Raw genomic sequence first — 13,262 nt, 5'->3', positions numbered from 1 at the left:
CTGATTCCCCTCTTATCCTTTGACACACACCACTTGGCGCAAGGTGTGCAGCACTTCTACCAGCTCGCGCTGGGCGTGCATGACCTGATCGATGTCCTTGTAGGCCATCGGTATTTCATCAATCACATCGGCGTCCTTGCGGCATTCCACATGGGCCGTCGCACGCACCTGATCGGCCACAGTGAAGGTGTTCTTCGCCTTGGTGCGGCTCATGGTGCGGCCGGCACCGTGGCTGCAGGAGCAGAACGACTCTTCGTTACCCAGGCCGCGCACGATGAAGCTCTTGGCGCCCATGGAGCCCGGGATAATCCCCAGTTCGCCTTTTTTCGCCGACACCGCGCCTTTGCGCGTGATCAGCACCTCTTCGCCAAAATGCCGCTCTTTCTGCACATAGTTGTGATGGCAGTTCACGGCTTCCAGGGCCACTTCAAACGGCTTCTTGGTCACCTGGCGCGTGGCCTGCACCACCGCGCGCATCATCAACTCGCGGTTCTGCCGGGCAAAATCCTGGGCCCAGCCCACGGCTTCTACGTAGTCATCGAAGTGCTGGCTGCCTTCTTCGAAATACGCCAGGTCGCGGTCCGGCAAGTTGGCGATGTGCTGGCGCATATCGGCCTGGGCCAGCTGGATAAACAAGTTACCGATCGCGTTACCGACGCCACGGGAGCCACTGTGCAACATGAACCAGACACGGTTGGCTTCATCCAGGCATACCTCGACAAAGTGGTTGCCAGTACCCAACGTGCCCAGGTGCTGGCGGTGGTTGGCGCGTTCCAATTGCGGGTACTTGTCGGTGATCGCCTTGAAGCGTGGGTGCAACGCCGCCCACACCTGATCCGCCTCGGCCGGTACATCTTCCCAGGCACCTTTGTCGCGACCTTTTCGGCTGCGGGTGCGGCCATGGGGCACGGCGGCCTCGATGGCGCAGCGCAGGCCAAACAGGTTGTCGGGCAAGTCAGCGGCCATCAACGTGGTGCGCGCGGCAATCATGCCGCAACCGATGTCCACCCCCACCGCCGCAGGAATGATCGCCCCCACGGTGGGGATCACACTGCCAATGGTCGACCCCTTGCCCAGGTGCACATCCGGCATCACCGCCAGGTGTTTGAAGATGAAGGGCATCTGGGCGGTATTCATCAATTGCTGGCGGGCCTCGGGTTCCACAGGCACGCCTTGGGTCCAGAGTTTGATCGGCTTGCCGTTGGCCACTTCCAGCAGTTGGTAGGTCTTCTCTTGCATGATCTCGATTCTTTTCTTGAAAGCCGTCACTGCGGCGTTGGTTGGGATATAGCAGCGGTCATGCCAGATATTCAGAAAGTTCACATAAAATTTTTAACTAATTGTTTTTAATAGATATTTCTATTTAACCGAGAAAGTTCTACGAAAAAGCCATGACAGGCCTTTAATCACATCCATATCCTTACCTATCGTTCCTTATATTTTGGTCTATCCATGAAGCACAAACGCACGGTCGCCATCGGGTTTATCGGTTCCAAGCTGGATCGCGTCGGCAAGGGCGCCAATCGCTGGAACCATTGGCGCCCCAGCGTTGGCTTGTGCCAGCAGGACGACCTGCAGATTGATCGCCTGGAACTGATCCACGACATCGACGCCCGCGACGTCAGCATTGCCGAGCGCATACGCGCCGACATCGGGCAAGTCTCGCCGCACACCGACGTGCGCCTGCACCCGATGCCGCTGAACAACCCCTGGGATTTCGAAGAAGTGTACGGCGCCCTGCACGACTTCACCGCCAACTACCGCTTCGACACCGAGCACGAGGACTACCTGGTCCACATCACCACCGGCACCCACGTGGCGCAGATTTGCTGGTTCCTGCTGACCGAGGCGCGCAACCTGCCGGCGCGGCTGGTCCAGACCTCCCCCACGCGCCGCCGGGATGAAACGGCGCCCGCCACCGGCACCCACACCCTGATCGACCTCGACCTGTCGCGCTACGACCGCATTGCCTCGCGCTTTGCCCATCAGCGCCTGGAGGGCCTGGCCTTCCTGAAATCCGGGATCGCCACGCGCAACAGCGCGTTCAATGCCTCCATCGAACAGATCGAACGGGTGGCCGTGCGCTCCACCGCGCCCATGCTGCTGATTGGCCCCACGGGCGCCGGCAAATCCTTCCTGGCCCGGCGCATCTTTGAGCTCAAGCGCAGCCGCCATCAAGTGCAGGGGCGCTTCGTCGAAGTGAACTGCGCCACCCTGCGCGGCGACGGCGCAATGTCGGCGTTGTTCGGGCATATCAAAGGCGCCTTCACCGGCGCGCAAAACGCCCGCGACGGCCTGCTGCGCGCGGCGGACGGCGGCATGTTGTTCCTTGATGAGATCGGCGAGCTGGGCCTGGATGAACAGGCGATGCTGCTCAAGGCCATCGAAGAAAAACGCTTCTATCCCATGGGTGCCGACCGCGAAGTGGCCAGCGACTTCCTGATCATCGCCGGCACCCACCGCGACCTGCGCGGGCGCGTGGCCGAGGGACTGTTTCGCGAAGACCTGTATGCGCGGATCAACCTGTGGACATTCGACCTGCCCGGCCTGGCGGGCCGACGGGAAGACATCGAGCCGAACATCGACTTTGAACTGGAGCGCCATGCCCGCGAACAAGGCCGCCGCGTGCGCTTCAACCTGGAAGCACGCCGCCGCTACCTGGCGTTCGCCAGCTCCAGCGAAGCGGCGTGGCTGGGCAACTTTCGTGAGCTGTCGGCGTCAATCACCCGCATGGCCACCCTGGCCGACAGCGGGCGCATCGATGAAGCCCAAGTCGAAGAAGAGATCCGGCGCCTGCGTTACGCCTGGGGACTGTCCGAACCGCAGGCCTTTGTGCCAGACGACCTGGACCTGTTCGACCAGTTGCAACTCAAGGCGGTAATCGACGTATGCCTGCAGGCCGACAGCCTCTCCGACGCCGGCCGCCGCCTGTTCGGCGTATCGCGCCAAGCCAAGGCCCAGCCGAACGACGCAGACCGCCTGCGCAAATACCTGGCGCGCTTCGGCATCGACTGGAAGCAACTCAAACCCCTGTAGGCGCCGACTTGCCGGCGATGGCGACCTCAAGGCATGCATTGAAATCAAGGGCCTCATCGCCGGCAAGCCGGCTCCTACGGGGTTGGGGCGCTTGTTCGGAAGTCGGCGGCGTTCAGGCCCAAACGGCTCATCTTGGTGTACAGCCCGCCCCGCGACACATTGAGCTGTCGCGCAGCCAAACGGATATTGCCCCCGGTGCTCTGCAAGGCCGCCGCAATCGCCTGCATTTCATGGCTGCTCAGGTCTTGCGCGGGCTGCGGCTCATAGGCGCGTGCCGGCGCCCGGTGGCGTGTCTCCAGTGGCAGGTCGCTCACCTGGATCAACTCACCCGTGGCCAGGTTGGTCGCCCGTTCGATACTGTTTTCCAATTCGCGCACATTGCCCGGCCAACCGTAGGCCGACAGCAGCGCCAGCGCCTGCGGCGCAAAACCCTGCACCGATTTGCGCAATGAGCGGGCAAAGCGCGCAAGAAAATGCCGCGCCAGCAACGGGATGTCTTCGCGGCGCATACGCAGCGGCGGCACCGTCAAGTTCAGCACACTGAGGCGGTAATAGAGGTCTTCGCGAAAGGCGCCCTCGGCCACCGCCTGGCTCAGGTTGCGATGGGTGGCCGCAATGATGCGCACATCCACCCGTCGCGAGTTTTTCGCACCCACGCGGGTGACCTCCCCCTCCTGCAACACCCGCAACAAACTCACCTGGGCATCGAAGGACATGTCGCCAATCTCATCCAGGAAGATCGTGCCGCCATCCGCCAACTCAAACTTGCCCGCCGAACCGCCACGGGTGGCGCCGGTGAACGCGCCTTCCACATGCCCGAACAGCTCGCTTTGCACCAGGTCCCGTGGGATCGCGCCGCAGTTGACCGCCACAAATGGGCCTTTATGACGGTCGCTGCCGTTATGGATCGCCTGGGCGAACAGCTCCTTGCCGGTGCCGCTTTCGCCGAGGATCAAGGTGGTGGAATCGCTGCGACTGGCGATGCGCCCCAGGTGCAAGGCGTCGTGAATGGCCCGCGAACCGCCCTGGATGGTCTCAAAGGTGTAGCGGGCCTGGGTGCCGATGATGCGCCGGGTAATCTCGCGGATACGCCGGTTCTCGCGCAGCGAGACGATCACCCCGCCCTGCTCCAGCGGGCACACCGAGACCAGGCAGGCGAGCTGGCTACGGTCCTGCAGGTGAAAAGTGCAATCGAGGTCGCGCACCGGCTCGGCCAGCACGTCGCTCAACTCGCTGCGGCCCAAACGCTGGAACGGGCTGCCGATCAGCTCCAGGCCCACGCCGAACAGTTGCCGCGCGTAACGGTTGAGCGCTTTGATGCAACCGCGCTCATCCAGCACCACCAAGCCTTCGTTGAGCACTTCGAGCACGGCTTGCTGCTCTTCCAGCAAACCGTGCAGCGCCATCTGCCGCGACACCGCTTCGGCTGCCGCCTGCACAGTGCCCAGGGTATGGAAGTGAAACCAGCCAGGTTCAGCGGTGAGGGTCAGCATCGCCAGGGTCTGGCCCTGGGCGTTTTTGATCGGCGCGGCGGCGCAGTGCATGCGGCGCTGGCGCAAGCCCGTGGCGAAGTTTTCTTCGGCCAACACATACACCAGACGGTCTTCGGCCAGGGCCAGGCCGGTGCAATTGGTGCCCTGCACCGACTCCAGCAGGCGGCTGCCGACCGGCGTGATATCCAGCCCGCAGAAGTACAAGGTGGTGCCGTGAGCATCGGTGAGGTTGATATGCCCGCGCGGGTTGTAGGCCAGCAGGCCGTGCATGACGTGTGCGGCGGCGGCGATCAGGACGCGGTGGGCGGCCAAGGTGGCGGCCAGGGTTTCATCGGCGACGAAGCGATACGCGCTGTCAGCCGGGTCGAGCCCCGCCTCGACACTGCGCCGCCATGAATCCCAGATGACCTGCCGCACCCCATCCGGGCGCTCAACCTCACCCGACAGGCACGCCAGCCACGCCTGCTCCAGGGCTGGAACGGGGCCGTCATTCAGCGCCGCTGGCCCCAGGGCCGTGAGGTAATCGAGGTCTTGTACGCTGAACGCCATGCTCATCCGGGGTACCCATGTTCATATTTTCGACATGTCAGTATAGACATGTCATTTAAATGAACACTTTTTGTTTATAACGATTAATTAATCTATAAATATCAGTAGCTTATGAGTTGGCACAGCCCTTGCTCCTACCTCATTGCCCATCAGGACTGTCCTGAGGCCAACAATAAGAAGGGGTCAATTCATGAGTACACAGAACATCCGCCTGGGTCTGATCGGTGCCGGTCGCATGGGCAGCTTCCACGGCCTGACTGCTGCGCGGCACATCCCCGGCGCCAGCCTGGTGGCGATTGCCGACCCTACTCCAGGCCAGGCCGCGCGCCTCGCCGCTGAATTGGGGGTGGCCAAGGTCTACACCGACCCGCAACAGTTGCTCGACGACCCCGACATCGACGGCGTGATCATCGCCGCCCCCGCCCGCAGCCATGCCGAACTGGTGATCAGCGCCGCCCGCGCCGGCAAGGGCGTCTTCTGCGAAAAACCCATGGCAATCACCCTCGACGAAGCCGACCGCGCCATCGCGGCTGCAGCCGACGCCCGAGTGCCGCTGCAGGTCGGCTTCAACCGGCGTTTCGCCAAGAGCTTTCGCACCGCCCACCTCGATGTCGCTGCCGGCCGTATCGGCACCCCGCAGTTGCTGCGCTCGCTGACCCGTGACCCGGCGCTGAACAATCCGGCTGCTTCGCCGCAGTGGGTGATCTTCCTGGAAACCCTGATCCACGACTTCGACACCCTGCGTTATCTCAACCCCGGGGCCGAAGCGGTGCAGGTTTACGTGATGGCCGACGCCTTGATCGCCCCGGCCTTCAAAAGCAAAGGTTTCCTCGACACTGCCGTGGTTGCGATCCGCTTCGACAACGGCGCCATCGCCACCGCCGAAGCCAACTTCCAGGCGGTGTACGGCTACGACGTGCGCGGCGAAGTGTTTGGCAGCGAAGGCATGTTGAGCATGGGCAGCCTCAACGATTCCGACCTGGTGCGCTACCTGGCCCAGGGCATCCAGGCCGACACCCAGCGCATGGACACCGACCTGTTGCGCGACGCCTACATCGCCGAACTCAACCACTTCGCCGACTGCCTGCGCACGGGCGCCAAGCCGATGGCCAGCGGCGAAGACGCCCGCGCCGCCCTGGCGATTGCTCGCGCTTGTATCGAATCATTCGAAACAGGCAAGGCCGTGGCCGTACAGGACGCCCGCCCATGATCCCTTTCAAGCTGGCAATCAGCGCCGAGATGGTCTTTCTCGACCTCCCCTTCATCGAACGCGTGAAGCGCATTCATCAATTGGGATTCAGTGCGGAAATCTGGAACTGGACCGACAAGGACATCAGCGCCCTCGCCGCCACGGGCGCTGACTTCACCTCCATGACCGGCTACATCAGCGGCACCCTCACCGACCCCGAGGGCATCCGCCAGTTGCTCGACAGCGCCCGCGAATCCATCGGCATCGCCGAGCAACTCAACTGCCCCAGCCTCAACTTGCACGGCACCGGCCTGGGTGAAGGCGGCCTGCCCGTGCAACCGGTCAGCCAGACCACCGGACGCATGTGGCTGAGCGCCTGCAAGACGCTGGAAAAAATCGCCCGCCTGGGCGAGGACGCCGACCGCGTGTTCCTGCTGGAAAACCTCAACACCGAGGTCGACCACCCCGGCACGCCCTTCGCCCGTGCCGACGATACCCTGGCGCTGATCGAAGCCGTGGGCAGCCCGCACTTGAAGATGAACCTGGACCTGTACCACGCGCAGATTGGCGAAGGAAACCTGATTGAACTGATCCAGCGCGCCGGCGATTCCATCGGTGAAATCCAGGTGGCCGATGTGCCGGGCCGCAAGGAACCCGGCACCGGCGAAATCCACTACCCGGCCATCGCCAGGGCCTTGCACACCATGGGCTACACCGGCGTGGTCGGCCTCGAAGGCTGGGCCAGTGGCGACAGCGAATTGGCCCTGGAGCGTTTCCGCCAGGCCTTCACCCTATAACAATAAAAGGACCACCCTCATGCATCGCTATTCATTGCTCGTTGCCACGCTGTTGCTGCTGTTCAGCCAATGGACCTTCGCCGCTTACCGTATCGGTGTGAGCATCGCCCGGGTCGACGATAACTTCATGACCTATGTGCGTACCGGCCTCGAAGCCGCCGCCAAACAGCAAGATGTGCAGATCCAGTTCGAAGACGCCCAGGGCGACGTGGTGCGCCAACTCAATCAGGTCGAAGGCTTTCTCAATCAGAAGGTCGACGCCGTGATCGTGTTGCCGGTGGACACCGCCGCCACCGCCAACATGACCCGCGCCGCCGTCGCTGCGAAGACGCCGCTGGTGTACGTCAACCGCCACCCGGATGAACGCACCCTGCCCAAGGGCGTGGTCACCGTGGCCTCCAACGACATCGAGGCTGGGCAGTTGCAGATGCGCTACCTCGCGGAAAAACTCGGTGGCAAGGGCAACGTGGCGATCATCATGGGCGACCTCGCGCAAAACGCCACCCATGACCGCACCGAAGGCGCCAGGCAGGTGCTCAAGGACTTCCCCGGGATCAAGGTGGTGGAGCAGCAAAGCGCGGAATGGCAACGCAACAAGGGCATGGACCTGACCAGCAACTGGCTGCTGGCGGGCACACAGTTCGATGCCATCGTCGCCAACAACGACGAAATGGCCATCGGCGCCGCCATGGCGTTGCAACAGGCGGGCAAGGCCAAGGATGACGTGGCGATCATCGGCATCGACGGTTTGCCGGACGGTCTGGCGGCCATCAAACGCGGCCAGCTTGCCGCTTCAGTGTTCCAGGACCCCAAGGCCCAGGCGACCCAGGCCGTGCAGGCAGCCATCCGGATGATCAAGGGTGAACCCATCGAGCCGGAAGTCTGGGTGCCTTTCGAGCTGATCAAACCCGAGCAAGTGGCGGTGTTTGAGCAGCGCTACAAGTAGGCATTGTGAAGCACGGCTTCAAAGCCTGAGCAGCTTCTGCCCGATTGTGTGCCTGGCCTTAACGGAGAAAGATTCCAGGCACACTCACGGGAGATCACCATGCCTGCACAACCCCAGAAAACCTGGCTTATCACCGGTATCAGTTCCGGCTTCGGCAAAGCCCTGGCCGAGGCCTTGTTGGCTGCCGGCGAGCGCGTCGTCGGCACCGTGCGCACGCCGGAGGCCATCGACGCGTTCGACCGGATCAAACCCGGCTACTCCTTTGCGCGCTTGCTGGATGTCACCGACAGCCTGTTTGTCCCGGCCGTGGTGGCCGAGATCGAAAAGAACGTTGGCGCGATCGATGTGCTGGTCAACAACGCCGGTTACGGCTTTGAGGGCGTGCTGGAAGAGTCGTCCCTGGACGATGTACGCCAGCAATTTGAAGTCAACGTGTTCGGCGCGGTGGCGATGATCCAGGCGGTGCTGCCGTTTATGCGCAAGCGCCGTCGCGGGCATATTCTCAACATCACCTCGATGGGCGGCTTGACCACCTTCCCCGGCCTGGGCGTGTACCACGGCAGCAAGTTTGCGCTGGAAGGCATCTCCGAGGCGTTGGGCAAAGAGGTGAAACCGTTCGGCATTCACGTCACCGCGATTGAACCGGGGGGCTTTCGCACCGATTGGGCGGGGCGTTCGATGATCAGGGCCGAACGCAGCATTGCCGACTACGACGCCTCGTTTGATGCCGTGCGAGCGGCGCGGCACGCCCGCAGCGGGCGACAGGACGGCGACCCGGCAAAAGCGGCCCTGGCGATGATGCAGGTGGTGGCAAGCGCCGAGCCACCGGCGCATTTGCTGCTGGGCAATGACGCGGTGGAGCATGTGACGGCCAAGCTCACAGCGTTGCAAGCCGAGATCAGCGCCTGGGAAAGCGTTTCCCGCGCAACCGACTTTGGATAACCCAACCCTGTAGGAGCTGGCTTGCCGGCGATGGCCTCGACTCGGTGTACCTGATGCACCGAGGCGCCTGCAGGTGATGGCGTGAATGGTCTCAATAATGGCGTTTGCGACAATAGCCGCAACAGCGCACGGGCCGTAGAGTTCACTCACCTGATCCCTGCAGAGCCCCTGCCATGACCCCACTGGACATCGCCTTGAACAACCCCGTGTGGCACAGCCTGACGGGGAGCCACGCCCACCTGGGCAATGCCGGCACGCTGGCGGCGCTCTATCATTGCGACGTCACGCCCTTTGCCGGCTTGGCCGAACCCTCGGCCGAAGCCTTTGTTCAATTGGCCAAGATGACGACACCCGGCCAAGTGGTGGCATTGCCCAGCGCGCAGGCGGTCCACCCCTCCTCCGAATGGCAGATCATCCACCAGACGACCGTGGAGCAATTCACCTGCTCGCAGCTCGTCACACCAGCGTTGGAAAACCGGGCGCAATGGATTGCCCTGGGCGCCGCCGACACCGATCAGATGCTCGCATTGGCAGCCCAGACCCAGCCAGGGCCGTTTGGAATTCGTACCCGGGAATGCGGGCACTATATTGGCGTGCGCGCCCCCGAGCTGGTGGCCATGGCCGGCGAGCGCTTTCAGTTGCAAGGCGCGGTGGAGATCAGCGGTGTATGCACCGCCGCCAGCCACCGCGGCAAAGGCCTGGGCGGCCGGATGGTAGTGGCGCTGGCCGAGCGTATGCTCGCACGTGACACCGTGCCGTTCCTGCACGTTGTCACCACCAACACCTCGGCCATCCGCCTCTATGAAGCCCTGGGTTTCAGCCACCGGACGACGCTGCAGTTGACCACCCTCAAGCGCAATGCCTAAACGTCGAAGTCACTCGCGGCGTGCCGCTCGCGCAGTTGCTCATGCGGTTCGCCGGACACCCGGTTGACCCTGCGCCCGCGCTGCACGGCCGGCCGTGCCTCGATGGCGTCCGCCCAACGCAGCACATGCTTGTATTCATGCACCGACAGGAACTCAGCCGCGCCGTACAACCGCCCCTTCACCAGGCCGCCGTACCAAGGCCAGATCGCGATGTCGGCAATCGTGTACTCATCCCCGGCAATGTATTCGCTCACGTCCAAGCGCTGGTCGAGCACGTCCAACTGGCGCTTGGTCTCCATGGCAAAGCGGTTGATCGCGTATTCCATCTTGCTCGGTGCATACGCATAGAAATGCCCGAAACCGCCGCCCAGGTAAGGCGCGCTGCCCATTTGCCAGAACAGCCACGACAGGCATTCGGCGCGCGCCGCCGGCTCGGTAGGGAAGAACGCACCGAACTTCTCCGCGAGGTAGTGCAGGATCGCCCCCGACTCGAACACCCGGATCGGCGTGGCGCCGCTGCGGTCCAGCAGTGCGGGAATCTTGGAGTTCGGGTTGACGCCCACAAAGCCGCTGCCGAACTGGTCGCCGTCGCCGATCTTGATCAGCCAGGCGTCGTATTCCGCGCCGCTGTGCCCCAGGGCCAGCAGTTCTTCGAGCAGGATGGTGACCTTTTGCCCGTTGGGCGTGGCCAGTGAATACAGTTGCAACGGGTGCTTGCCCACCGGCAATTCCTGCTCGTGGGTCGCTCCGGCGATAGGCCGGTTGATGCTGGCGAAAGTGCCGCCGCTTTCGGTGTCCCAGGTCCAGACTTTCGGGGGTACGTAGTCAGTCATCGTTACTGCTCCTTGGGTTGAATAGGGTTCGACGCCGCCAGTTGCGTCACGTTCCAGCCGCCACCCAGTGCCTTGATCAGGCCCACATTAGCGCTCAATTGCTGGGTTTGCAGTTGCAATACCGTGCGCTTGGCTTCCAGCGCCGCCACTTGGGCGGTCACGACATCGAGGTAGGCCACGGCGCCCTGGCGATAACGCGAGGTGGAAAGGTCCTCGGCATATTGCGCAGCGGCCGCCGCATCACGCTGGTCGTCCAGGGCGCTGCCCAGCCCGGCGATCTGCGAGAGGTTGTCTTCCACCTGTTCGAACGCCCCCAGCACCACACCTCGGTATTTGGCGGCGGCTTCATCGGTGGCGGCCTTGGCGATATCCACCTGAGCCTGGCGTGCACCGCCGTCGAACAGCGTGCCCACCAGTGACGGGCCAATGGCCCAGAACAGGTTCGGCGCGCTGAGCAGGCGCGCAAACTCATCGCTCTGGTAACCGCCCTGGGCGCTCAGGGTGATCTGCGGGAACCACGCGGCCTTAGCCACGCCGATGCGTGCATTGGCTGCGGCGATGCGGCGCTCGGCGGCGGCGATGTCCGGCCGGCGTTGCAGCAGGCTCGACGGCACGCCGGTGGGCACGTTCGGCAAGGCAATTGGCGCAACGTTGACCGCCACCGTATAGGTCGACGCCGACTCCCCCAGCATCGCCGCAATCGAATGCTCCAGCACCGCGCGCTGCACCAGGCTCTGGCTCAATTGCGACTTGACCGTGGACAGTTGCGTGCGCGCCCGTGCCACGTCGAGGCCGGAGACAATCCCGCCGCCGTGCAGGCCTTCGGTCAGGCCCAACGCTTTGGCGTACGCGTCACGGGTCTGTTCCAGCAGTTGGTTCTGCCAGTCGATGCCGCGCAGGCGAATGTAGCTGTCGGCCAATTGCGCCTGCAGGCTCAGGCGCACCGAGGCGAGGTCGGCCTTGGCCGCTTCGGAGTCGCTGGTGCCGGCGGCGACGGTGTCGCGCACGCGGCCCCACAGGTCCACTTCATAGTCGACTTCCAGGCCCAGGGTGGCCGAGTTGTAGACATTTGGCGAGGTGGCCGAACGTAGCGGTTTGGTGTCGGACTGGCGAATACGCTGGCCGTTGCCGATGGCCGACACTGTCGGAAACAGCCCCGAACGCGCCTGGGCCACATAGCCCTGGGACTGCTCGTAATGGGCCAATGCCGCACTCAGGTCGGGGTTGTTCTTCAGCAACTGCTGCTGCATCGCGTCCAGTTGCGGGTCGTTGTAGATGTGCCACCAGCCGTCACGGCTGGCCTGGTCGTCAGGCGCGCCGACGGTCCACGGGCCCTGGGTGTGAAACTGTGCCGCCACCGGCGTTTCTGGCACTTTGAGCGGCGGCGCCAACGAGCACGCCCCCAGGCTCAAGGTGGCGACCAGGCCGAAGAGAGTGCGCTTAGCCATGGGGCTTGACCTCGGCTGGAGCGGCCGCCAATTGCACCGCATCGTTGTCGGCCAGGCCATCGGGCGGTGTGTCGATCACACGTTCGTTCGCTTGCAGGCCGCTGGCAATTTCCACGCTGTCGCCAAAGTCGCGGGCAATACTGACGGTCTTGAAGCGCACGTGATCCGTGCTGTCGAGGGTGGCGACGCGCATGCCGTGGTCATCGAACACCAGGGCGCTGGAAGGCACCCGCAGCACATCGGCCTGCACTGGCAAGTCGAACTGCACGCTGGTGTAGCCGCCCGGCAGCAGGCGCCCGCCCGGGTTGTCCACCAGCAGTTGCACCAGGGTGCTGCCGGAAGCGGCATTGACCGCGTCGGCGGTGGCGATCACCTTGCCGGTGAAGGTTTCGCCGCGGTATTCCGGCACGCTCAGGCGCGCCGTGGTGCCTTCGCGGATCTGCGGCGAAAAGGTCTGTGGCACCTGCACGTACACGCGCAGGCGGCTGACGTCGGCCACCGCGAACAGCTCTTTGCCGGCAGCGCCACCGGCACTGATCAGTGCGCCCACGTCGGTGCTGCGGGCGGTGACCACGCCGGCAAACGGCGCCACCAGGCGCTGGAAGCCCTTGGTTGCCACCAACTGGTCGACATTGGCCTTGGCCGCCGCCACCTTGGCTTGTTTGGCGGTCAGGTCGCCGGTGCGTTCGTCCACGTCCTGGCGCGACACCGAATCGGTCGCCAGCATCGCCTGCCAACGCTTGGCGGTGGTTTCGGCAAGGTGCGCATCGGCCTGGGCCGAGGCCAAGGTGGCGCGGGCCTGCAGCAATTGCTGGTCGAGTTCCGGGGTGTCGATTTCAGCCAGCACCTGGCCGGCTTTCACACGGGTGCCGATGTCGACGTTCCAGGATTTGAGGTAACCATTGACCCGCGCAAAGATCGACGCACGGGAATAGGCTTCCATGCGCCCCGGCAGGTTGAGCACCGGGCCCTGGGCCTGCACCAACGGCTTGATCAGCTTGACGCTGGGCAGCGCCTGCGCGTCGGTCCAGGTCTTGAGGTCACGGGACTCATTGGCGCGCACGCCGATGCCCACGCCCACGATGGCAACCACCACCACCCCGCCGACGATCAGCCAGAGCAGCCCACGGGAAGACTTCGGTTTAGAAAGAGAAACGGACATG

Annotated in this window: 11 protein-coding genes; 6 read left to right on the top strand and 5 right to left on the bottom strand. The window is 63.7% G+C overall.

Annotated elements, in window-relative coordinates; translation table 11 throughout:
• Positions 1 to 12: 12 nt before the first annotated feature.
• Positions 13 to 1,239 carry an RtcB family protein gene (locus M2394_RS22055; protein ID WP_259174577.1) on the bottom strand — a complete coding sequence of 409 codons (1,227 nt, stop codon included), beginning with the start codon at positions 1,237 to 1,239 and terminating at the stop codon, positions 13 to 15.
• Positions 1,240 to 1,452: 213 nt separating this feature from the next.
• Here M2394_RS22055 and rtcR point away from each other — a divergent pair, with 213 nt between their 5' ends.
• A complete protein-coding gene (gene rtcR, locus M2394_RS22050) occupies positions 1,453 to 3,036 on the top strand; it encodes an RNA repair transcriptional activator RtcR (protein WP_259174576.1) in 1,584 nt (527 codons plus the stop codon).
• 74 nt (positions 3,037 to 3,110) lie between these two features.
• Here rtcR and M2394_RS22045 read toward each other — a convergent pair whose 3' ends face one another.
• On the bottom strand, positions 3,111 to 5,084 hold the full coding sequence (locus M2394_RS22045) for a sigma-54-dependent Fis family transcriptional regulator (RefSeq protein ID WP_259174575.1): 1,974 nt from the start codon (positions 5,082 to 5,084) through the stop codon (positions 3,111 to 3,113).
• Positions 5,085 to 5,268: 184 nt separating this feature from the next.
• On the opposite strand from M2394_RS22045, the gene M2394_RS22040 reads away from it, so the two are divergent.
• From M2394_RS22040 to M2394_RS22020, 5 genes are all read left to right on the top strand, one after another.
• The gene (locus tag M2394_RS22040) at positions 5,269 to 6,288 is read left to right on the top strand and encodes a Gfo/Idh/MocA family oxidoreductase (RefSeq protein WP_178919677.1); all 1,020 of its coding nucleotides are present in this window, start codon (positions 5,269 to 5,271) and stop codon (positions 6,286 to 6,288) included.
• Positions 6,285 to 7,064: a TIM barrel protein gene (locus M2394_RS22035; protein WP_259174574.1), complete on the top strand. Its 780-nt coding sequence runs from the start codon at positions 6,285 to 6,287 to the stop codon at positions 7,062 to 7,064. Before M2394_RS22040 ends, M2394_RS22035 begins: the two co-directional genes overlap by 4 nt.
• A 19-nt stretch (positions 7,065 to 7,083) precedes the next feature.
• Positions 7,084 to 8,010 (top strand): sugar ABC transporter substrate-binding protein, encoded by a 927-nt coding sequence (locus M2394_RS22030; protein WP_259174573.1) that lies wholly within the window; start codon positions 7,084 to 7,086, stop codon positions 8,008 to 8,010.
• Between the two features lie 99 nt (positions 8,011 to 8,109).
• Positions 8,110 to 8,952 carry an oxidoreductase gene (locus M2394_RS22025; protein WP_178919674.1) on the top strand — a complete coding sequence of 281 codons (843 nt, stop codon included), beginning with the start codon at positions 8,110 to 8,112 and terminating at the stop codon, positions 8,950 to 8,952.
• A 173-nt stretch (positions 8,953 to 9,125) separates the two neighbouring features.
• Positions 9,126 to 9,818, top strand: coding sequence for a GNAT family N-acetyltransferase (locus M2394_RS22020; protein ID WP_259174572.1), 693 nt, complete (start codon positions 9,126 to 9,128; stop codon positions 9,816 to 9,818).
• Here M2394_RS22020 and yghU read toward each other — a convergent pair.
• The 3 genes from yghU to M2394_RS22005 are packed head-to-tail and all read right to left on the bottom strand — an operon-like array spanning position 9,815 to position 13,261.
• Positions 9,815 to 10,651, bottom strand: coding sequence for a glutathione-dependent disulfide-bond oxidoreductase (gene yghU, locus M2394_RS22015; RefSeq protein ID WP_259174571.1), 837 nt, complete (start codon positions 10,649 to 10,651; stop codon positions 9,815 to 9,817). The genes M2394_RS22020 and yghU overlap by 4 nt on opposite strands.
• A gap of 2 nt (positions 10,652 to 10,653) precedes the next feature.
• On the bottom strand, positions 10,654 to 12,099 hold the full coding sequence (locus M2394_RS22010; protein ID WP_259174570.1) for an efflux transporter outer membrane subunit: 1,446 nt from the start codon (positions 12,097 to 12,099) through the stop codon (positions 10,654 to 10,656).
• Positions 12,092 to 13,261, bottom strand: a complete 1,170-nt coding sequence (locus tag M2394_RS22005; protein WP_259174569.1) for an efflux RND transporter periplasmic adaptor subunit — start codon at positions 13,259 to 13,261, stop codon at positions 12,092 to 12,094. Before M2394_RS22005 ends, M2394_RS22010 begins: the two co-directional genes overlap by 8 nt.
• Position 13,262 lies beyond the last annotated feature (1 nt).

The organism is Pseudomonas sp. BIGb0164 (genome assembly GCF_024810135.1).
Classification (GTDB): domain Bacteria; phylum Pseudomonadota; class Gammaproteobacteria; order Pseudomonadales; family Pseudomonadaceae; genus Aquipseudomonas.
The sequence above is the reverse complement of the archived record's forward strand: the minus strand, read 5'-3'. Positions and strand labels throughout refer to the sequence as shown.